The organism is Paeniglutamicibacter sulfureus (assembly GCF_039535115.1).
GTDB classification, from domain to species: domain Bacteria; phylum Actinomycetota; class Actinomycetes; order Actinomycetales; family Micrococcaceae; genus Paeniglutamicibacter; species Paeniglutamicibacter sulfureus.
In genome coordinates, this window is sequence record NZ_BAAAWO010000001.1 from 1,777,085 (window position 1) to 1,797,882 (window position 20,798).

Below are 20,798 nucleotides of genomic sequence, written 5' to 3' on the forward strand. Positions count from 1 at the left end.
CCGGAGCTTCCCAGCGATGCCACAATGAATCAGTGAATGCTTACTCGGAACAGATCGCCCAGCTCGGCCACGGGCCAACACCCCAGGCACTGCTCCATTCCCGAATCATCGAGGCCAGGGAGGCTTTGCCCGGCCCATGGCCGGAGTGGGTACACCCGGACGTCAGGACCGCCTTTGAACGCACCGGCGTGTCATCCCCATGGCTGCACCAGGTACAGGCCGCGACCCTCGCCCAAGAAGGCCATCACACTATCGTTGCGACGGGCACCGCCTCGGGCAAATCGTTGGCCTACCAGCTTCCCGCCCTCAATGCGATCCACACCTCGTCCTTGGAAAACCAGGCCAGCTTGGTGCCGAACGATGCCACCGTGCTCTATCTGGCACCCACGAAGGCCTTGGCCGCCGATCAGCTCACGGCCATCGAGGGCTACCGGCTGCCCACGGTGCGGGCCGCCGGCTATGACGGAGACACCGAAATATCGGCCCGTCGCTGGATCCGTGACCACTCGAACTTCATTCTCTCCAACCCCGACATGCTGCACTTCGGAATTCTTCCCAACCACACCTGGTGGGCACGGGTGTTGCGCCGGCTCAAATTCGTCATCATCGACGAGGCACATTCCTACCGGGGTGTCTTCGGTTCCAACATCGCAAACTTGCTGCGCCGACTGCGCAGGATCTGCGCGCACTACGGGGCCGACCCCGTGTTCATCGGTGCCTCCGCAACCAGCGCGGATCCGGCCGAGTCCTTCTCCCGGCTCATCGGCGCCCCAGCCAGGGAGGTCACCAACGACTTCTCCCCCAAGGGCTCGGTCACCATTGCCCTGTGGGAGCCGCCCCTGACCGAGCTACATGGGGAAAACGGAGCACCAACCCGCCGCACGGTGATTGCCGAAACATCAAACTTGCTGGCCAACCTTGTCTGTTCCCAGGTGCGGACACTGGCGTTCATCAAGTCCCGACGCGGCGCGGAAACCATTGCCACCATTACCCGCTCCATGGTGGACCAGGTCCATCCTTCCCTTCCCGACCGGGTGGCCGCCTACCGATCCGGGTACCTGCCCGCCGAGCGCAGGGAGCTCGAAAACGCGCTCCGCAACGGGACCCTGCTCGGCGTTGCCTCGACATCCGCCCTCGAACTGGGCATCGACGTCGCGGGACTCGACGCAGTGCTGGTGGCCGGCTGGCCAGGGACCAGGGCCTCGTTCTTCCAACAGATCGGCCGGGCCGGACGCGCCGGGCAAGATTCGCTTGCTGTCCTGGTGGCCAGCGACGACCCGCTGGACACATATTTGGTCAACCACCCCGAAGCCATTTTTGAGGCCGGCGTGGAAGCCACGGTCTTCGACCCGGAGAATCCCTATGTCCTATCCGGACATCTGTGCGCCGCAGCAGAGGAACTCCCGCTGCGGGTCGAGGACCTTGCCGCCTTCGGGCCCTCCGCGCAGGGCCTGCTCGAATCCCTGGTGCAGCGCGGCTTCCTGCGCCGTCGCCCGGCCGGCTGGTTCTGGACGCACCCCGAACATGCAGCTTCCATGGTGAATCTGCGCGCCGATGGCGGCGGGCCGGTGAGCATCATCGAGTCGGACACCGGTGCCCTGCTGGGAACCATGGACTCGCCGCAGACCCACTACCAGGCGCACAACGGTGCCATCTACGTGCACCAGGGAGCCACCTATGTGGTTGACGAGCTCAACGAAACCGACCATTGCGTCATGGTCACCCGCGCCAACCCGGACTTCTACACCCAGGCCCGGGACATCACCACGGTCGAGGTCATCGAGACCGACCGTTCCGAGGCGTGGGGCCCAATCACCGCGAACTTCGGCGACGTGGTGGTGACCACCCAGGTGGTTTCCTTCCAACGCAAGTCGGTCATGAGCAACGAAATCCTCTCCGAGGAACCACTTGAATTGGAGGCGCGGGACCTGCACACCAAGTCGGTGTGGTTCACCATCCCGGAGAAAAGGTTGTTGGCGGCCGGGATCAGCCCGGAGGAATTCCCCGGCTCACTGCATGCGGCCGAACATGCCGCCATCGGGTTGCTCCCACTGGTGGCATCGAGCGACAGGTGGGACATCGGCGGCGTGTCAACGGCGTTGCACATGGACACCGGCATGCCAACGATTTTCGTGTACGACGGGCACCCCGGCGGCGCCGGATTCGCCGAGCGCGGATTCGACAAGGCGCGGACCTGGATCCGCGCCACCCGCGACGCGATCGCCGCCTGCGAATGCGCCACCGGATGCCCCTCGTGCGTGCAGTCCCCCAAGTGCGGCAACAAGAACAACCCGCTGGACAAGGCAGGTGCCGTGCGCCTGCTCACGGCCCTCCTGCAGGAAGCCCAAGGGGCGGCCGGGCCAGTCCCGAAAGGATAGGCCCGTACCGCCCGCGGGGTTTCTCCGACGCGCGGTCAGGGACCGCGCCAGGGTTGCGGCGGCGGTCCCGCCCGTGCCACCGAGGTGGCGCGGGTCACCGGCGGCAGCCAGCCAACCGGCGAGACCGACACGTGGACTTCCACCGTCACCACTTCCCCACCCTTTCCCTGACGGTTGCAGCTGGTCAGGGTGGCCGCATTGGCAGCGGCTGTGCTGGCGGCGACCCCGCACGGATCACCCGGAAGCAGGCGGCGGGCGGCGTCCGCTGCGGCCAGGGCCGCCAGATCGGCCGCTGTGCCCGCCTTGGCCCCGGCTTGGGCCACCGCGGTGAACATCAGCACCACCACCAGCCCGAGCGCGGCCAGGCACACCACGGACAGCATGAGAACGGTTCCGCTGCCGCGTTGCGCTTGGTTCGTCGCCTGGCTCATGACTGCTGCTCCGTGCGCGCGCTGGCCTCGGCCCGGAGTTCGACCTCGCCAAGCAGTGGCAAGTGAACCCCGGACCGAACCACGACATGGCCGTATCCGCCGGATTGGCCACAGCTCACGCTAATCTGGCCACCGGCAATGCGGTGCGCGGTGCCCGTGGCCGTCCCGGAGTCGGAGCCGCGAGCCAGTTCCCTGGCCGCGGCACTGGCGGCCTGCTGGATGCGCACCTGCTCGCCTCCCACGGCTCCTGCCCCCGCGACCACGGCCAGCAAGATGGCCACGGCGGGCAGCAGCACTGCCACTTCGGCTGTGCTGCTGCCGGTCTCTGATTGCCTGGCCATGGCGCCTGCTCCTTTTTCCCTAGAAGGACAGGGCCTGGCGAATCAGGCCCATCAGCAGTCCGCGTACGTCGCCGCTGGAGAGAATGCTCACCAGCAGGCCGGCGAAGGCCACCGCGGCCAGCGTGACGATGGCGAATTCAGCGGTGGTGCTGCCTTCCTCGTCGTTCAGCAGGCCGGCGGGCGGCTCGGTGCGATCGTGCAGGTCGATGTGGCCCGGGGCGTTGTTGTTGTTGTCCATGGTCTTGTCCTTTGCTTGTGCTTGTTGATCGGTTGCTCCTGGAAGGGGATGGGGCTGGCCGGTGGCCCTGATGGCGGGCGATGGGCGGCTCCCGATTAGAGTCTGTGCCTTGGCTGGCGGCACGGGGACGGGCCGGGCACTTGCTGGGGATAACCGCGGCCGGGTCTCGGCACCCGGACAGGTCCGGACCGGGTGCGGGGAAGCACCTGACGTTAGAAGTGCGGCATCAGGGAAATCACGACGGGCACCACGCCCAGGGCAATGAAGGCCGGCAGTGCGCACACCCCCAGCGGGATCACCAGCTTGATGCCGAATTCCGCTCCCCGTGCCTCGGCTTCCCTGACGGCACGCTTGCGCGCGGCGGCTGCGGACGAACGCAGCAGGGCGGCCGCCGGCGCGCCGGAAAGCTGGGTGAAGCGCAGCGTCTGCTCGAGTTCCCCGGCCGGTCCGGTGCCCTGGCTCCAAGCCCTGTCCCATCCGACGTTCAGGTCCATCGCGCGCGAGACCCGCAACAGGGACCCGTACCCCGGGACGTTGGCGCCGATGATCCGCAGCACGGCCCGGACCGGCAGCCCCGATTCCAGCAGCGTGGCACACATTTCCAGCACCAGCGGCACAGGTTCGGACGGGGGCGTCGGCCGGCCGCGGACGGTGGCGGCCTTGCCGCCGCCGCCCGCGACACGGAAACCGCCGGGTGCTGAAATCGCCATCCACACCGCCGCCCCGGCCAGGAGCACCGCGGCCAGGGACCCGATCACGAGGGCACCTTGTTGGTGATGGAGCGCAGCATCCGTGCGCACCAGATTCGGTTGCCCAGCCACAATGCCGCACCACAGACCAGCGCCACCCGGCCCACCGAATGCGTCGTGAGAACCGCCAGCGGGTTGATGCCGAGCAGTTGTCCCAGCCCCAGCCCGATCCCGGGCAGGTAGGTCAGCAGCCGGCTAGTGGCCCGTGGTCCGGCGAGAGCCGCCTCGAGGGCGCGATGCATGTCAGCGGCGGTCTCCGCTTCCTCGGCCAGGGTGTCAAGGAGGTCGGCGAGCGCCGCCCCCGATTCCTCGCTGATGGCAAAGCACCAGGCCAGACGTGTCCAGAGCCGTCCGTGGCCGGGGTATGCCGCCGCGTGGGCCGCCAGTCCGTCTTGAAGGGTCCCGCCGGTGTGCCATTGGGCCAGGGCCCGGGTGCAGCCGGCGTGGATGTCGGTGGCGGTCCGGGTGGAGTCCACGACCCAGATGGTTTGCAGCAGCCCGAAGGCGGAGGCGGGGCTGGTGCCGGCGCGCAGCATGGCAGCGAGCTGGCGGACCAGCTTGGCATAGTCCTCGGCGTCGGTGGCGAGGTTGGCCCGCCGCCGACGCTTTCTTTCAGGGCGGGCGATAGCGCCAATCGGCCCGCTGCGGCGATGTCCGGGGGCCGGCCATAGCCAGGTTGCGGCCCCCAGCAGGAGCACGGCACAGGCGAGGGTCACCATGGGCTGGACTCCCCCGCTGCCTGCAGTCGGGTCCTGAACCAGTCAATGGCTTCGGCGTCGCAGTTCCCCGGCCCGGTTTCCCGGATCATGCGCACCGCCAGGTTCCCGGCGTCGGTGAGCACCACCCTGCCCAGCTGCACGGGTCCGCGGGTGCCGGTGGCAGGGTCCCGCCAGACGTGGATGAGCACGTCCAGGGCACTGGCTGCCTGCAGCGCGGTGGCGGCCGCGTCCATGTTCGCCAGTGCCCCCATGGCGGCAAGCCGTGCCGGCACGGCGGTAACGCTGTTTGCGTGTACGGTGCCTGCGGCCCCCTCGTGGCCGGTGTTCATGGCGCCGAGGAACTCGCGCACCTCCGCTCCCCGGCATTCGCCGACCACCAAACGGTCGGGGCGCATGCGCAGTGCCTGGCGCACCAGGGTGTCCATCCCGATTTCCCCTGCCCCCTCGACGTTCCCGCCGCGGCTTTGCAGGCCCACCAGGTGCGGGTGCGCCGGGGCGAGTTCCTGGGAGTCCTCGACCACGAGGATCCGTTCGTCGCCGGGCACCCGGGCCAGCATGGCAGCCAGCAGCGTGGTCTTGCCCGCCCCCGTGCCACCGGAGACCAGGAAATTCAGTTTCGCCGCCACGATGGCCCCCAGCGCCGCGAGCCAACCGGGGTCCGCAACCAGCGTCTCCAGCCGCTGGTTCCGGTTGCCCTTGATGCGGATGGACAGCAGCGGCCCGCCGGTGGAGATCGGGGGCAGCACCGCGTGGATGCGGTAGTTGCCCAAGGAGACGTCGACGAAGGGCTGGGCGTCATCCAGCCGCCGTCCCCCTGCCGCTGCAAGGCGCACGGCCAGGGCGCGGATCTGCCCGGGCTCGGTGAAGCCAAGGTCGGAGGCGTGCAGCCCGGCGCTGCCGTCCACCCAGACCCTGCCGTTGGCGTCGATGAGGATGTCGGTGGTCCCGGGGACCTGGGCCAGGCGTTCAAGGATGCCCAGCCCGTGGATGTCGTCGCTCAGGCTGCGCAGCATCTCGGTGCTGCTGGCCGCGCCCATGACGCGTCCCGATGCCCGCACCGCCGATGCCAGGTCCACTTCGCTCAGGCCGCCTCCCTGTCCCATGGCCCGCAGCCTGACCTCCTCCAGCACCCGGTCGGGCGCGGCAGCGCCCTGGGCAGGGGCCGGGGAGCCGGCTTCCCAGCGCCTGCGTCCGCGGCGTTCACCGCCGACGGCCGGCCCGCCGGTTGTTCCGGGTGCGTCCGCGGTCATGCCGCCTGCCCCGCTTCGGTTGCAGGTCCCTGGCCCAACATGGCCACGGTGCGCCGCAGCGAGCGGCGCACCAACACGTTCATCAGCGATCCGTCCGCGGCGCCGCGTGCGATGGCCCGGCTGGGTGCGAAGTATCCGCCGAGCCCGATGCCGGCGCGTTGCGCCAGCGCGCGGGTGTCGGTCCCGGAGGCGAGCTTGCCGGTGAGGACCAGGTTCCAGTCCCCCGCACGCTCTCCCAGGCGATCGGCCAGCCGCCGCCCGGTGCCGGCCACCGCGTTGGAGGACCGGGCCGCGAGCAGCAGCAATCGGGTGTTGGCCAGCGCCGCCACGGATGCCGGGACCCCGGTGACATGTCCGGCATCGATCACGATGTGGTCGTAGATCCGCCGGGAAGCTGCCAGCACCTCGGCCAGCAGCGCCTCGGAGGGCACGAAGCTCCCGGGATTCCGCACCCAGGACAGCACCGCGGTGCCTTGGGCCAGCGGCAGGATCTCGGCCAGTTGGCCCGGGGAGAGCTGGCCCCGTGAGCTTTCCAGGTCCTCCCAGCCCAGCCCGTCCGGATCCCGGGGCTTGAGCATGGGCCACAGCCCTGCCGAATGCGGGTCGGCATCGAGCAGCAGCGTGCGTGATCCTTCCAGTGTCGCGGTGGCAGCCAGCAGGGAGGCAAACGTGCTGGTCCCTGCCCCTCCGCCGGCCCCGGCGACAAGGGTGATGCGGGCGCGCCCGGAGTGCAGCCCCAGTTCGCCCAGGTATTCCCCGAGCCAGGCCGCGGCCGCCGGAAGCACCGCGACGCGGGCGCCGGGGCTGGTGGCGGCAGCTCGCCAGAGCACGTCCTGGTGTTCCTCGGTCCCGACGAGAATCAGCGTGGAGGCCGCCAGCCGTGAGCCGATCTCCCCCACGGCGTCCTGCCCCACCAGGATCACCTCGTCGCGGTAGGCGGCTGCCTGTTCCACCTCCCGGCAGGGCAGCAGCTGGACTCCGGCACCCACGGCAACCGAGGCCAGCGCCTGGGCGAGCTCCACGTCGCGGCTGAGCAGGATGCACCTGGCCAATTCCGCCGGCCTGGACCCCGCGCGCATCCGGGGAACCTCCACGGGATGCGTGCGCGGCGCATCGGCCGGTTCCGGGGTCCCGCCCATTTCCTGCTCCCCTTCCCGTGCGGGGACGCGTTCAGGTTCCAGCTCCCGCTCCCGCTCCCGCTCCCGCGCATCTTGTCGCGCCCGGGCTGCCCGCAGTGCCGGAAGCTGCAGGGTTCGCTGGCCGGGACCGGGCAGCCGGGCCACAAATCGCATCTCTTCGTTCATGCCTTCCAGCGTGTGCCCGCCCGGTCCCGGGGTGAAGCCCCTTGGGCGCCGGCGGAGGACAACCGGCCGCCGGGCCGGATGCCAGGTGTGAGGGAAAGCGGGAAGGCCCGCGCCGCGGGCAAGGGCGGAGGGCAAGCACAGGGGGAAGTCGTGGGGACCGGGGCGGGTGGGGAAACTGCGAGAATGGAGCGTGCAGCAATTTGCGGTAGTGGCCACCCACTCCATCTCCCAGCCCGAGTCCGAAGCCGGTTCGGCCACCGCCGTGGTGCAGCTCGTCGATGCGGCGGGCACCGCCCTGATGCCCCCGGTGCAGGTGTACGGCAATTCCCTGCCCGCCGTGGTGGCGGAGCTGGAGGCCTCGCGCAGGCCGCGCTGGGTCTTCGACTCGGTGCACGACTGGTACCCGGGATTGTTGTCCGCCGGGGTGCGGATCGAGCGGGTCCACGACCTGGGCCTGGTCCGCGCCATCCTGCGCAACGCGCCCTACGCGGAGCCGGGCGGCTACATCGATTCCGTCCGTGCCCTGGCCGATCCCTCCACCGCGGCCCCCGCGCACCTGCTGCCCCCGGCCCGGGTCTCGGAGAACCAGGGAGAGCTGTTTTCCGAACCCAAGGACCAGGCAGGGGCGCTGGAGAACGTGCTGGAGGAGTTCCGGGCCCAGCGCGCCGCGGTTCCCGAGACGGAACGCGGGGCCCGGCTGGGGTTGCTGCTGGCGGCCGAGTCGGCAGGGGCCCTCATCGGCGCAGAAATGACCCATGCGGGGGTGCCCTGGGACGTGGCGGAGCACCACCGGCTGCTGGCCGAGGCGCTGGGCGAGCGTGTTCCGGCCGGGGTGCGCCCGCCACGCATGGAGGAACTGGCCGCGCAGCTGCGCGCCCTGCTCGATGCCCCGGGGCTGAACCCGGATTCGCCCGCCGAACTGCTCAAGGCCATGAACCGGGCCGGCATCGCGGTGTCCAACACCCGTGCCTGGGAGCTGACGGAGATCAAGCACCCGGTGATCGAGCCGCTGCTGGCCTACAAGAAGATCGCGCGGCTGGCAACCGCCAACGGCTACGCGTGGGTGGACCGCTGGGTGCATGAGGGGCGCTTCCGCCCCGAATACATCGTCGGCGGGGTGGTCACCGGGCGCTGGGCCTCCCACGGCGGCGGGGCGCTGCAGATCCCGCACCAGGTCCGTTCGGCCGTGCGCGCCGATGCGGGCAAGGTGCTGGTGGTGGCCGATGCCGCGCAGCTGGAGCCGCGCATCCTGGCAGCGCTTTCCCGGGACGACGCGCTGGCCACCGCCGCCCGGGGACAGGACCTGTACCAGGGCATCGCCGATGCCGGGTTCGGCGGTGACCGCGCGCATGCGAAGATCGCCATGCTCGGGGCGATGTATGGGGCGACCACGGGGGAATCGGGACGACTGATGCCCAAGCTCAAGGCCACCTACCCGCGCGCCGTGGGCCTGGTGGAGTGGGCGGCCGCGCAGGGCGAGGCGGGGGCGCCGGTGGCCACCTACCTGGGCCGGGGCACCCCCGAGGTGCCGGCTGCCTGGCGCCAGGCCAAGTCGCGGGCCTCATCGGAGTCCGAGCAGCGCGCAGTGGAGACGGAAGGGCGTTCCCGCGGGCGCTTCACGCGCAACTTCATCGTCCAGGGCACCGCCGCCGAGTGGGCGCTGTGCTGGATGGGCGAGCTGCGCAGGCGCCTGAACGCCGGAAGGACGGCGGGCATCGAAACAGGCGAGCTGGTGTTCTTCCTGCACGACGAGATCATGCTCCATGTCCCGGCCGAGCAGGCAGAGACCGTGGTGGAGCTGGTGCATGCCTCGGCCAGGGCGGCCTCGGAACTGCTCTTCGGGCAGATCCCGGTGGATTTCCCCGTCACCGCCGTGGTCGTGGATTCCTACGACCAGGCCAAGTAGCGGGCATCAGGCTGCGGGGAGGGTCGGGCTAGGGTCGGGCTAGCGTGCGCGCCGGTCGCCGACGGCCACCGACACCTCGCGCTCCGCATCCCAGGGCAGCGTCCAGCCCAGGTCGTTGAAGATCCTGTCCAGCAGGATGCCGGTGAAGCCCCAGATGAAGCCGCCGGCCACGTCGAAGGCAGGGGCGCAAAAGCGCTGCCCGTCGCGCTCCACGACGGCCGAGACCCGGTTTGCGGGGTCCAGCAGGTCGGCGACCGGGGCGCGGAAGACGGCGGATGATTCCGCCACGTCCACCACGAACACCTCCGAGGTCTGCTGCCACCAGCCGATGACCGGGGTGACGACGAAGTTGGTGATGGGCAGCTCCGCATCGGGCAGCACCCCGAGGATCTCCACGCCCGCCGGATCCAGTCCGGTCTCCTCGCGGGCCTCGCGCAGGGCCGCGGCGATCGCGTCCTCGTCCTCCGGGTCCACCTTCCCGCCGGGAAAGGCGACCTGGCCGGCGTGCTTGCGCAGCGTGTCGGCGCGCGTCACGAAGAGCACGTCAAGGTCGTCGGGGACCGACCTCACCCCGCTGGCAGCCGGCACGTCGTCAAGCCGGCCGAAGAGGATCAGCACCGCCGCGTGCCGTGCGCTGGCCGGATCCAGCGGGTTGAACACCCAGCTTTTGGGCATCTTGGTCGCCTGTTCCGGGCCGCGGCCGGCAAGGTGCGCCTTCGCCTGGATCATGGCCAGCAATTCCTCGCGTACGCTCATGCCTCCAAACCGTACCCTTCGGCGCGCAGCTCGCGGCGGGTGGCCCCTGCACGCATCCGCTCCAACAGTTCCTCGCGCCCCGGAGCCAGTTCGTACTTGAGCAACTTGGCGGCCTTCGCCTCATCGGTCTCGCCCTCCCCATAGGAAGGGCAGAGCGTGGTCAGCGGGCAGGCGCCGCAGGCGGGTTTGCGGGCGTGGCACACCCGGCGGCCGTGAAACACCACGCGGTGGCTGAGCATGGTCCAGTCCTTCGGGTCGAAGAGCTCGCCGACCGCGTGCTCGATCTTCACCGGGTCGCTCTCCCTGGTCCAGCCGAAGCGGCGGGCCAGGCGCATGAAATGGGTGTCGACGGTGATGCCCGGGACCCCGAAGGCGTTGCCCAGCACCACGTTCGCGGTCTTTCGCCCCACCCCGGCCAGGGTCACCAGGTCCTCGAGCCGCCCGGGAACCACTCCGTCGTACTCGTCGACGATGCGCGTGGACAGGGCCAGCAGCGAGTTGGACTTGGCGCGGAAGAACCCGGTGGGACGGATCAGCTCCTGCAGGACCTCGGGCTCCGCCTGGCTCATCGCCAGGGCGTCGGGGTAGACGGCAAAGAGCGCCGGGGTGACCGCGTTGACCCGCACGTCGGTGGTCTGGGCGGAAAGCACCGTGGCCACCAGCAGTTCGAAGGCGTTGGTGAAGTCCAGTTCCGGGACCGCATACGGGTAGGCCTGCGCCAGGACGCGGTTGATCTTGCGCGCCCGGCGTTTGCGCCCCAGCGGGGTTTCGTCGCCCTGCATGGCTATTTGTCCGGGAATTGCAGGTCGTCCAGGTTGCGCAGCACTGCCTGCCTGCCGTCGGCGAGGCTGATGAGGTACTCGGTGCCGCGATCCTCCAGGCACAGGATCCAGACCCCGGGGTGCGCGGTGGAAAGCATCGTGCCGTTGGCCGGATGGAAGACCGGGCGCGGGTGATTCAGTGCAAACCAGAAGCTGGCGGCTTCCCCGTCGTGGCCGTCGTGGTCGTGGACCTCGGCCTTGGCCCCGAAGGAGGACTCGGACTCGGCCTTGGCGCGTTCCACGGCAGCTTGGTGGGCGGCGATGTCGGCCCGCGAGAGAGCTGCGGTGGCCTTGATGTCGGCGCCGGTCAGGGGCGTGGCCATGGTCGACGGGTGTGCGGATTGATTCGACCCGGCGTCCGCACCCGTGGCAGCGGGTGGCTCGGGCTCGGGGGCCTTGTCTGCGGCAGCGGGCTTGGGATCCCGACCTGACGTGGCATCGGCATCGGTGCTGCCGCTGCGTCCGGCACCCTGCACCGCCGCGATCCCGCTGGCGGCTCCAGCCACCTCGGGCTTCGAGGGGTTTTCGGCGGCGGAGTCCGTCGCGGCGTCCTGGGGTTCCGCGTCCTGGGTCGAGGGCAGGCTGTCGGCGTAGGCTGCCTGCGCATCGGTGCGCGTCCCGGCACCGGTCTCCGCAGCGGAAGCGGACTCGGACTGGTGGCCGGCCTTGGCTTCGGCGACCGACTTCCATTCCGTGAGCGGGTGCGCGGCATTCGCCTGGTCCTGGTTGACATCGTCCGACGTACCGTGGGCTTGTTGCCCGTCGCGGGCTTCCGCCTTTTGTGCGTGGGGTGCCTCCGGCTTCACCGATGCCGGCTCAGCCGAGTCGGCATCTTTGTCAGCTGTAACTGAGGCAGCGGCCTCGGAACCCCGGCGCTGCGTGGCGGCAGGTGTCGATTCCTGCTCCGGGGCGGGGGAATCCTTCACGGGGGCCGGTGCGGGCACCGCAACCCCGGCGGCCGCTGCGGCGGCCCCCGCGCCGGCCACGGCGACGGGTGCGGAAGCCGAGGCTGACTCCCGGTGGCCTTCGGACCTGTTGGGCCCGGGCGTGCCGGGTCGTCGGGCGGAAGCTGTCCCGGCGCCGCCGGCACTGCTTGCGCCGAAGCTTTCGGATTCGGCCTCGGCGGCCTGCCCGTCGGTGGACTCGGCCTTCTTCACCGCAGACTCCTTGGGGGCCAGCGCCACCGGGTGCACATCGGCACCGAGCACCGAGTCGCCGCCGGACACGAAGTCGCGGCGGAAGATTCCCAGGTAGGTGGCAAGAGTGGTGCCGGCGATCATGGCCAACGCACCGAGAAGCCCGATCAGGTAGGCCGGGGACATGGAGGCCACGTAGGAGTTGAAGAAGTAGGCGGCAGCGAACAGGGCCACCACCGAACCTGCCTGGTCGAGGCTCAGCGAGGCAACGCGCACGCGGGTGCGGCCGGTGAGCCGGCGCCACAGGAACCCGGCGGCGATCCCCAGCGGCAGCAGCAGCGAGACAAAGAGGTGGAAGGGCAGTCCCGGGAAGATCCACATGTTCACCGAGACGGACCTGTTCCACGGGATCGGGATCAACGACCCCACGAGCACCAACACCCCGCCGAGAATGACGAGGGCGTCGCGCATCGACAGCGGCCCGAGGACCGGCTTGAGCGTGTGCCCGGGTTGCGAACCCTGTGCCTTGGCGTGCACCTTATCCATATGAAGACCCCGCTTCTGCTATGTGTTGCGTTCTGTCCCTGCGCCGGCACCGGCATGTGATCCCGCGGCACACCCGTGATCCGGGCGGCCGTTGTCCGGGTTGGCCGGAAAGGCAAAGGCTACTGACAACACTATCCGCGCAGCGGCACAACCGGCGCGTTTCGGCACACCGGGTCGCCTTTCGGCTCGCATCTGCCGGCGCGGTGCGGCAGGTTGATGCCCGCCGCACCGGACTGCGGTCAAGCGGCGCTCCAAGACGGCCCGCCCGGGACCGCTGAACGCCATCGGGATGCCGCTCGGCGCACAATCGCCACCCTCCACTGTCATACTTGTGACGGGCCACACCCCGTCGGGCCGCGCGGCTGTAACCTGAATCACAAGACCCATTTGTTTGTTATCGGAAGGACCAAAACCCGTGTCGGATACCCACACCCCCACGCTTGACAACCTCTCGCATGAAACCCGCTCCTTCGCCCCGAGCGCGGAGTTCGCGGCCAATGCCATTGGATCGTCCGCGCAATACGAGGCCGCCACGGCGGACCGCCTGGGCTACTGGGCCGACCAGGCACGCAAGACACTGACCTGGGACACCGACTTCACCGAAGTCCTCGACTGGTCGGGCGCCCCGGTGGCCAAGTGGTTCGCCGACGGCAAGGTCAACGCCGCATACAACGCGCTGGACCGCCACGTCGAAAGCGGGCTCGGCGACCGCGTCGCCATCCACTTCGAGGGTGAGCCGGGCGACACCCGCACTTACACCTACGCACAGCTGACGACGGCAGTGAAGCAGGCCGCCAACGCCTTCGAGTCCCTCGGCGTGGCCAAGGGCGACCGCGTCGCCGTCTACCTGCCGATGATCCCGGAGGCCGTGATCACCATGCTGGCCTGCGCCCGCATCGGCGCCATCCACTCGGTGGTCTTCGGCGGCTTCTCCGCCGACGCCCTGCGCAGCCGCATCGACGATGCGCAGGCCAAGCTCGTGGTCACCGCCGACGGCACCTGGCGCCGCGGCAAGCCCTCGGCGCTCAAGCCCGCCGTCGACGAGGCCCTGGCCAAGGAAGGCCACACCGTTGAGAACGTGCTGGTGGTCAAGCGCAACGGACAGGACGTCGCCTGGAACGACGGCCTGGACAAGTGGTGGTCCGAGACGATCGACACCGCCGACGTCGAGCACACCGCGGTGGGACATGAGGCCGAGCACCCGCTCTTCGTGCTCTACACCTCCGGCACCACCGGCAAGCCCAAGGGCATCATCCACACCACCGGCGGCTACCTCACCCAGGCCGCCGCCACCCACCGCGACACCTTCGACCTGCACCCCGAGTCGGACGTGTTCTGGTGCACCGCGGACATCGGCTGGGTCACCGGCCACTCCTACGTCACCTACGCCCCGCTGATCAACGGCGCCACCCAGGTCATGTACGAGGGCACCCCTGATTCCCCGCACCAGGGCCGCTGGTGGGAGATCATCGAAAAGTACGGGGTCACCATCCTGTACACGGCCCCCACCGCCATCCGCACCTTCATGAAGTGGGGGCGGCAGATCCCGGATTCCTACGATCTCTCGTCCCTGCGCGTGCTCGGATCGGTGGGCGAACCCATCAACCCCGAGGCGTGGATGTGGTATCGCGACGTCATCGGCACCAACAACGGGAAAAACGGGGAACGCAAGGATCACCCGACCCCGATCGTCGACACCTGGTGGCAGACCGAAACCGGCGCGCACATGATCGCCCCGCTCCCGGGCGTCACCGCCACCAAGCCCGGCTCCGCGCAGACCCCGGTCCCCGGCATCACCGTGGACGTGGTCGATGAGATGGGCGTTTCCGTGGGCAACGGCGAGGGCGGCTTCCTGGTCATCCGCGACCCGTGGCCGGGCATGCTGCGCGGCATCTGGGGCGACATGGACCGCTACAAGGACACCTACTGGTCGCGGTTCGAGGGCATGTACTTCGCCGGCGACGGCGCCAAGAAAGACGAGGACGGCGACATCTGGCTGCTGGGCCGGGTGGACGACGTCATGAACGTCTCCGGGCACCGCCTGTCCACCACCGAGATCGAATCCTCCCTGGTCGCCCACCCCTACGTGGCCGAGGCAGCGGTCGTCGGGGCCAAGGACGAGACCACCGGCGAGGCAGTCGTCGCGTTCGTGATCCTGCAGATCGAGCCGGAAGCAGGCGAGGACGTCGTGGCCACGCTGCGCAACCACGTCGGCAAGGACATCGGCCCGATCGCCAAGCCGCGCCACATCCTGGTGGTCCCGGAGCTGCCCAAGACCCGTTCGGGCAAGATCATGCGCCGCCTGCTCAAGGACGTCGCCGAGGGGCGCGAGGTCGGGGACGCGACCACGCTGGCCGACAACACCGTGATGACGCAGATCGCCGAATCGATGCGCAAGTAGCACCTGCACCGGCGGGCGGGGGGAAGGGCTTCGGCTCCTCCCCCTCTCGTCATTTAACGCAAGAACGGCTTGCCGCCACGGCCCGAACCACGCTGACTGCCTACAGTGGATCCATGAGTGAAAACAACACCCCGCGCATCCTGGTCCTCAACGGCCCGAACCTCAACCTCCTGGGCACCCGGGAGCCGGAGATCTACGGCCACGAGACCCTGAACGATGTCGAGGAGCTCTGCCGTGCCGCCGCCGGGACGGCGGGCTACGAGGTCGAGTTCCTGCAGTCAAACCACGAGGGCGTGCTCATCGACGCGATCCATGCGGCCCGGGGCGCCGTGGCGGGCATCGTGTTCAACCCGGGTGCGTTCACCCACACCTCCGTGGCCCTGGCCGACGCGATCTCCGGCGTCCAGCTGCCGGTGATCGAGGTCCACATCTCCAATGTGCACCGCCGCGAGGCCTTCCGCCACCATTCCTATATTTCCCCGGTGGCGGCCTCCATCATTGTGGGCGCGGGCGTCAACGGGTATGTCCTGGGCGTCCAGCAGCTCATCCACCTCGCCGGGAAGTAGCCCCCGGCGCCCGTGGCCCCTGTGCCGCGGCGGGCCGGATCGGTATCGTGGGGCCATGAGCACCGAAGACGACGTCCGCAGGCTGTGCCTGGCCCTTCCAGGGGTCGTCGAAAGACCCAGCTGGCAACGCCCGGCGTGGTTCGCCAAGACCCTGATGGCCCGCATGTGGGAAGACGATGTGCTCACGGTGAAAACCACTGAGCGCGAGGCCCTGGCGGCCATGGACCCCGGCACCTACTTCTGGACACCGCACCATGGGCGCTCGCCAATGCTGCTGCTGGTCAGGCTCGAGCGCATCAACCTCGCCGAGCTCGAAGAGCTGCTGCTCGAATCGCACCGGCTGGCAGGCGGCACCGTTTCAGCAGACCTGCCGGGACACGACACCTCGGAGGCGGGCTGATGGGCAACGAACCCACGCAGGCCGCCGCGGAGCTGTACCTCGACTACGCCCGGCACTGGTTCACCGGGCACAGCGAGCTGTACAGCCAGTGGGCCGGAGGGGTCGCCGGCAGCAAGGCACTGCTGGAACTCATCGCGGACCTGCCCGCGCCCAAGCGCCAGCCCAACCTCGTCTTTGCCGCTGCGCGCTTCCACGGGTGCCACGACGAACCATTTCCAGTCCTGGAGAGCTACCTCGGCCGTCATTGGCCGGAGGTCCGCCGGATCATCATGGGCCGCGCCACGCAGACCAACGAGGCCGGGCGCTGCGCCACGCTGCTGCCGGCCCTGGCGATGGTGGAGGAGCAGGAAAAACGCCCCCTGGCGTTGATTGAGGTGGGTCCGTCCGCGGGCCTGTGCCTGCTGCCGGATCTCTATTCCTACTCCTACGACGGAGCGCCGCGGCTGGGCACCGGTTCCCCGTTGCTGCGCTGCACCACAACCGGCAATCCGCCGATCCCCCCGGCCCTGCCCGACATCGCCTGGCGGGCAGGGGTCGACCTGAACCCGTTGGACGGCACCGATCCTGACACCGTGGCGTGGCTCCGGGCCCTGGTCTGGCCCGGGCAGGAGGCACGCCTCGAGCAGCTGGATGCCGCCCTGGCCACCTTGGCCACGCTGAAGTCGGGTGAACTGCAAGGGGTCGCGGGACCGCCGCTGATCCTGGCCGGGGACCTGAACGAACGCATTGTCGAGCTGGTCGAGGCGGCGCCGAAACATGCAGTGCCGGTGGTCATGCACTCGGCGGTGCTGGCCTACTTGGACGAGCCGCGGCGGACCCGCTTTGCAGAAACCATCGCCACTCTGGGCTGCCGCTGGATTTCCAACGAGGCGTTCTTCATGGATGAATCGAACCAGACCCGGGAGAATTCCGAGGGCAACCACTTCACGCTGGCACTGGACAAAGTTCCCCTGGCCCGCACCGGGCAGCATGGGGCACAGCTCGATTGGCTCTAAGCCAGGTGGCGGCAGCAGCGGGCCCGTGCGCTTAGTGCGGCGAGCAAGCGCCCGTGGGAACCGCTTCCCTGGATCCTTCGGACTTCTCCAATGCCGCATCGAGCTCTTCAAGGGCCAGTGCGTAGCCGACGTCTGCGGCGCCCTTGGCCTTGGCGAAGACCATGCCCACCACGCGGCCCTGGGAATCGAGCACCGGTCCGCCGGAGTTGCCCTGCTCGACCTTGGCGGCCAGCTGGTAGATGCGCAGCGGCGTCGGTTCGGCGCCGTAGATGTTCTGGATCGAGACGGTGCTCAGGGACTCGACCACCGCTCCCATGGCGCGGAACGACCCGCCCCCGGGGTAGCCCAGGAATGCCGCGGTGTCACCGCGCTCCAGGTCCTCACCGCGCTCCAGAGGCTTCAAGCCAAGTCCCGGCACCTCCAGGACGGCAATGTCGGCAACGGAGTCGAAGTACACGACGCTTCCCGAGAGCACTTGCCCATCCTGAGTGGTCACGGACGGCTCGGTGATCCCGGCAACCACGTGCGCGTTGGTCATCACCCGGTCCGATGCATAGACAAAGCCGGATCCGGACTGGTTCACGCCGCAGGCGTAGGCAGTGCCAATGATCTTGACGACCGATCCCTCGGCCGCCTCGACGCCACTGCCAAGGTCCTCCGGCTCGGGAACGTCGATGGCGACCTTTGGGGCAAAAGGCTCAAAAAGTTCCGGAAGCGTCTGGCCCATGACCTGGGCGCGGGCCTCGGTGACAAAATTGGTGATCGGCTTCGGCGTCCAGGCCTGGATCGTGGTCAGAACCCGTGAGTCTGCCACTTGCTGGGAAACCCAGGGCACGCCCATCGTCGCTGCCGAAAGTGCGATTGCGGAGATCACCAGGGCGGCCATGACGGTGTTGGCAACGCCGCCAAGCAACCTGTCAAAGGTCTTCAGCACCGGGAAGTTCAGCCATAAGCGGATTCGGGAGCCGATGGCCATCCCGATTCCCTGGCCAATCAAGATGAAAATCAACCCGGCGGCAACAATCCAGAAGATTCGCCATCCCGGGTTCGTCACCCACGTCGATACGAGCGGGATTCCGTAGAACGCGGCTATTCCACCGGCGAGGAAACCAACGATCGCCCCAAGCGTGACAAAGAAGCCTTTACGCAGGCCAGAGGCCAAAAAGCTGATCAAGGAGATGATGAGTAGCAGGTCCAGCCATGTCAATCCCAACATTCAGTGTGGACTCCTGCCCCTCATACCGTGTTGCACGACCCAAAATGGGGCCCAAAACACTATTCGTTGCCACGAGTCTAGACCGGCCGCCTGTGTGAAGCCCGCGATTCTAACCACATTTAGCCTGATTTGGCGTGTGGAAGCTGTCACATGGGCCAACCGTACGGCACAATTAGGTGAGCGCTAACGACAGTTGACAGGAGATTTTATGGACATCGAGGTACTGCGCCGAGCACCACTCTTCGCTTCATTGAGCGACGAGGTGTTCTCTGCACTGACTGAAGAACTATCTGAAGTGGATCTGTCCCGTGGCGCCTCGGTCTTCCGCGAGGGCGACCAGGGCGACCAGCTCTACTTCATCGTTTCGGGCAAGATCAAGCTGGGGCGCACTTCCACGGACGGTCGTGAAAACCTCATTGCCGTTCTCGGCCCGGGCGAATTGTTCGGCGAAATGGCCTTGTTCGACCCAAGCCCGCGCAACGCCACCGCTACCGCCGTCTCCGAGACGCGTCTGGCCGGCCTTCGCCACGAAAACCTGCGCAAGGTCATCCTGACCAGCCCGGAGGTTTCGGTCCAGTTGCTGCAGGCCCTGGCTTCGCGCCTGCGCCGCACGAACGAGTCCCTGGCCGACTTGGTCTTCTCGGATGTTCCGGGCCGTGTCGCCAAGGCACTGCTGGACTTGGCCGACCGCTTCGGTCGTCCGGCCACCGACGGCATCCTGGTTGCACACGAGCTGACGCAGGAAGAACTGGCGCAGCTGGTGGGTGCCTCGCGCGAAACCGTGAACAAGGCCCTGGCCGAGTTCGTGCAGCGCGGTTGGCTGCGTCTTGAGGCACGCGCCGTCGTGATCCTCGACATCCAGCGTCTGCGCCAGCGTTCACGCTAAAGCGCACCATGCAGGAACAGGTGTGGCGGGGTTCCTCCTTGGGGAACCCCGCCACACCTGTTTAAGCCGAATCACGGCCGGGGCGGCGTTGGCCGGCCCACGGCGGTTCGACGTCAGCGACCGCGTCCCAGCCCGCCGCCCTCCGCAGCGGTCGCGGTGGTGACGTCCAAGTAGAATTCCCCGCCCACCTGGACAAGTTCGGGATGGTAGCTTTTCAGTTCCCGGCGAACAGAAAGATAGGCGACGGTCCCGCGGGTGGAAGCGATCTTTTCCAGAATGACCTCGACTGCGGGGGTCGTGATCTTGCTCAGAGACAGGCCCTTGGTGTCCGGGGCGCCGACCTCATCGCCCAGGGACGTGGTGTTGCGTTGTTCGATGACCTCCGCAGCCACCTTCCAGGCGGCCCAGATGCCCTTGCCGCGCAGGAGCGACGGTTCCTGGCGAACCGGGAGTGCCGCGGCAAAGTACCGTGTGTCGAAGCGCCGCAAAGCAAAGTTTGGGGAGATCCAGTGCGAAAGCGGTCGCAGAAGGTCGGTGCGCAGGCCCAGCCCGCGCTTCCTGAGCACATCCTCCAGGGACTTGTCCTGGACGGCAACGGCCTCGCGCACGGCCATCCAGTCTTCACTGTCGCAGTTTTCCACCACGGACAACTCGTCGGTCCCGGCCAGCAGCACGCCCGTTTCCTCGAACAGTTCCCGGATGGCGCACACGATATGTGCCCTGACCACTCGCTGGTCAAGGATGCCCAGCCGTTTGGACCACTCTGACAGGCTGGGTCCGTACCAGGGTATTTCGCGTTCGTCGTCGTCTTCAAGGCTTCCGCCAGGGAAGGCGACACTCCCGAGCGGTGAACCGCCCGGACGATATCCAAGGTAAGTTTCAACACCTTTTGGGGAGTCGCGAATCAGCACCACCGATGATGCAGGGCGGGTCGCCCGGGGTGTGCGGTTTCCGTAGGAAACCCAGTTTTCCGCAGCGTCATACTGCGCTGGCGGAAGGTCGCAAAGACGGCGCAGCAGCCCCGTGGACGGATTCCGTGGTGTCGCCAGGGAATTCTCGTTCACGGGGCCGCCGGAATCGGATGGGTTACGCAAACTCGACAATCAGTTCAACCTCGACAGGTGCGTCCAGCGGCAGTGCCGCAACACCGACGGCCGAGCGGGCGTGCACGCCCTTGTCGCCAAGAGCGGCCCCGAGGAATTCGGAGGCCCCATTAATGACTGCGGGCTGGCCGGTGAAGGACGGATCGGAGGCCACGAAGCCCACGACCTTGACCACGCGGACAATGCGGTCCAGGTCGCCGATGACATCCTTGATGGCTGCCAGGGCATTCAGTGCACAGGCCTGGGCCTGGCCCGCTGCGGCTTCGGCGGAAACAGCCGCGCCGACCTTGCCCGTGACTGTGAGTTCCCCGTTAATAAACGGCAGTTGACCCGAGGTGTAAACCAGGTTGCCGGTGATGGTGGCCGGTACGTAGGCGGCCACAGGTGCGACGACTGCGGGGAGGCTGTGGCCGAGTTCGGCCAGGCGTGCCTCGATGGCTGAAGAAGTCTCTTGTTGCATGGGTTTTCTCGTTTCTGTCGTTAGGCCTTGGGACGCTTAAGGTAAGCGACCGGTGCATTTCCATTGGGTCCGGGAACGACGGCAACTAGCTCCCAACCGTCGTCTCCCCACTGATCCAGGATCTGCTTCGTGGCGTGAATAATAAGTGGCAAAGTGGCGTACTCCCATTTGGTCATAACCGATACGTTAGCGCGTC

General features: G+C 68.2%; 21 protein-coding genes. 7 read left to right on the forward strand and 14 right to left on the reverse strand.

What is annotated here, in order from left to right; genetic code table 11:
- The first annotated feature begins 32 nt into the window (after positions 1–32).
- Positions 33–2,378 (forward strand): DEAD/DEAH box helicase, encoded by a 2,346-nt coding sequence (locus tag ABD687_RS08125; RefSeq protein ID WP_310292202.1) that lies wholly within the window; start codon positions 33–35, stop codon positions 2,376–2,378.
- 35 nt (positions 2,379–2,413) lie between these two features.
- Here ABD687_RS08125 and ABD687_RS08130 read toward each other — a convergent pair whose 3' ends face one another.
- The 7 genes from ABD687_RS08130 to ssd all read right to left on the reverse strand — a co-directional run bounded on the left by ABD687_RS08130 (position 2,414) and on the right by ssd (position 7,410).
- Positions 2,414–2,809 carry an Rv3654c family TadE-like protein gene (locus tag ABD687_RS08130; RefSeq protein WP_264270420.1) on the reverse strand — a complete coding sequence of 132 codons (396 nt, stop codon included), beginning with the start codon at positions 2,807–2,809 and terminating at the stop codon, positions 2,414–2,416.
- Positions 2,806–3,150 carry a TadE family type IV pilus minor pilin gene (locus tag ABD687_RS08135; RefSeq protein WP_302264972.1) on the reverse strand — a complete coding sequence of 115 codons (345 nt, stop codon included), beginning with the start codon at positions 3,148–3,150 and terminating at the stop codon, positions 2,806–2,808. Before ABD687_RS08135 ends, ABD687_RS08130 begins: the two co-directional genes overlap by 4 nt.
- Positions 3,151–3,169: 19 nt before the next feature.
- A complete protein-coding gene (locus ABD687_RS08140; protein ID WP_310292198.1) occupies positions 3,170–3,388 on the reverse strand; it encodes a DUF4244 domain-containing protein in 219 nt (72 codons plus the stop codon).
- A gap of 212 nt (positions 3,389–3,600) precedes the next feature.
- Entirely contained in the window at positions 3,601–4,146 is a 546-nt protein-coding gene (locus ABD687_RS08145; protein WP_264270417.1) for a hypothetical protein, read from the reverse strand.
- Positions 4,143–4,856, reverse strand: a complete 714-nt coding sequence (locus ABD687_RS08150; RefSeq protein ID WP_302264966.1) for a type II secretion system F family protein — start codon at positions 4,854–4,856, stop codon at positions 4,143–4,145. Before ABD687_RS08150 ends, ABD687_RS08145 begins: the two co-directional genes overlap by 4 nt.
- Positions 4,850–6,106, reverse strand: coding sequence for a TadA family conjugal transfer-associated ATPase (locus ABD687_RS08155; RefSeq protein ID WP_302264964.1), 1,257 nt, complete (start codon positions 6,104–6,106; stop codon positions 4,850–4,852). The genes ABD687_RS08150 and ABD687_RS08155 overlap by 7 nt, the downstream gene beginning before the upstream one ends.
- Positions 6,103–7,410 carry a septum site-determining protein Ssd gene (gene ssd / locus ABD687_RS08160; protein WP_302264963.1) on the reverse strand — a complete coding sequence of 436 codons (1,308 nt, stop codon included), beginning with the start codon at positions 7,408–7,410 and terminating at the stop codon, positions 6,103–6,105. Before ssd ends, ABD687_RS08155 begins: the two co-directional genes overlap by 4 nt.
- 190 nt (positions 7,411–7,600) lie before the next feature.
- On the opposite strand from ssd, the gene ABD687_RS08165 reads away from it, so the two are divergent.
- On the forward strand, positions 7,601–9,316 hold the full coding sequence (locus tag ABD687_RS08165) for a bifunctional 3'-5' exonuclease/DNA polymerase (protein WP_310292195.1): 1,716 nt from the start codon (positions 7,601–7,603) through the stop codon (positions 9,314–9,316).
- Positions 9,317–9,355: 39 nt separating this feature from the next.
- On the opposite strand, the gene ABD687_RS08170 is transcribed toward ABD687_RS08165, so the two are convergent.
- From ABD687_RS08170 to ABD687_RS08180, 3 genes are read right to left on the reverse strand one after another with little or no spacing between them, the layout of a single operon-like run.
- Entirely contained in the window at positions 9,356–10,072 is a 717-nt protein-coding gene (locus ABD687_RS08170) for an NUDIX hydrolase (RefSeq protein ID WP_310292193.1), read from the reverse strand.
- On the reverse strand, positions 10,069–10,854 hold the full coding sequence (gene nth / locus ABD687_RS08175; RefSeq protein ID WP_264270411.1) for an endonuclease III: 786 nt from the start codon (positions 10,852–10,854) through the stop codon (positions 10,069–10,071). The genes ABD687_RS08170 and nth overlap by 4 nt, the downstream gene beginning before the upstream one ends.
- Positions 10,855–10,856: 2 nt before the next feature.
- Complete coding sequence (locus ABD687_RS08180) at positions 10,857–12,575, reverse strand: hypothetical protein (RefSeq protein WP_310292191.1); 1,719 nt, start codon at positions 12,573–12,575, stop codon at positions 10,857–10,859.
- Positions 12,576–12,990: 415 nt separating this feature from the next.
- Here ABD687_RS08180 and acs point away from each other — a divergent pair, with 415 nt between their 5' ends.
- The 4 genes from acs (at position 12,991) to ABD687_RS08200 (ending at position 16,937) form a co-directional block, all read left to right on the forward strand.
- Positions 12,991–14,976, forward strand: a complete 1,986-nt coding sequence (gene acs / locus ABD687_RS08185; protein WP_310292189.1) for an acetate--CoA ligase — start codon at positions 12,991–12,993, stop codon at positions 14,974–14,976.
- Positions 14,977–15,089: 113 nt separating this feature from the next.
- The gene (aroQ, locus tag ABD687_RS08190; protein ID WP_264270408.1) at positions 15,090–15,542 is read left to right on the forward strand and encodes a type II 3-dehydroquinate dehydratase; all 453 of its coding nucleotides are present in this window, start codon (positions 15,090–15,092) and stop codon (positions 15,540–15,542) included.
- Positions 15,543–15,597: 55 nt separating this feature from the next.
- Entirely contained in the window at positions 15,598–15,942 is a 345-nt protein-coding gene (locus ABD687_RS08195; protein WP_310292186.1) for an MmcQ/YjbR family DNA-binding protein, read from the forward strand.
- Positions 15,942–16,937: a DUF2332 domain-containing protein gene (locus tag ABD687_RS08200; protein WP_310292184.1), complete on the forward strand. Its 996-nt coding sequence runs from the start codon at positions 15,942–15,944 to the stop codon at positions 16,935–16,937. The genes ABD687_RS08195 and ABD687_RS08200 overlap by 1 nt, the downstream gene beginning before the upstream one ends.
- A gap of 31 nt (positions 16,938–16,968) precedes the next feature.
- On the opposite strand, the gene ABD687_RS08205 is transcribed toward ABD687_RS08200, so the two are convergent.
- Entirely contained in the window at positions 16,969–18,153 is a 1,185-nt protein-coding gene (locus ABD687_RS08205; RefSeq protein ID WP_310292182.1) for a MarP family serine protease, read from the reverse strand.
- Between the two features lie 208 nt (positions 18,154–18,361).
- On the opposite strand from ABD687_RS08205, the gene ABD687_RS08210 reads away from it, so the two are divergent.
- Positions 18,362–19,039 (forward strand): Crp/Fnr family transcriptional regulator, encoded by a 678-nt coding sequence (locus tag ABD687_RS08210; RefSeq protein ID WP_217390218.1) that lies wholly within the window; start codon positions 18,362–18,364, stop codon positions 19,037–19,039.
- 113 nt (positions 19,040–19,152) lie between these two features.
- Here ABD687_RS08210 and ABD687_RS08215 read toward each other — a convergent pair whose 3' ends face one another.
- From ABD687_RS08215 to sp36, 3 genes are read right to left on the reverse strand one after another with little or no spacing between them, the layout of a single operon-like run.
- The gene (locus ABD687_RS08215) at positions 19,153–20,103 is read right to left on the reverse strand and encodes an NUDIX hydrolase (RefSeq protein WP_302264951.1); all 951 of its coding nucleotides are present in this window, start codon (positions 20,101–20,103) and stop codon (positions 19,153–19,155) included.
- A gap of 22 nt (positions 20,104–20,125) precedes the next feature.
- Positions 20,126–20,602: a RidA family protein gene (locus ABD687_RS08220; RefSeq protein ID WP_264270403.1), complete on the reverse strand. Its 477-nt coding sequence runs from the start codon at positions 20,600–20,602 to the stop codon at positions 20,126–20,128.
- Positions 20,603–20,622: 20 nt separating this feature from the next.
- Positions 20,623–20,778: a Sp36 family protein gene (gene sp36, locus ABD687_RS20775; protein WP_181578252.1), complete on the reverse strand. Its 156-nt coding sequence runs from the start codon at positions 20,776–20,778 to the stop codon at positions 20,623–20,625.
- Between the last annotated feature and the right edge of the window lie 20 nt (positions 20,779–20,798).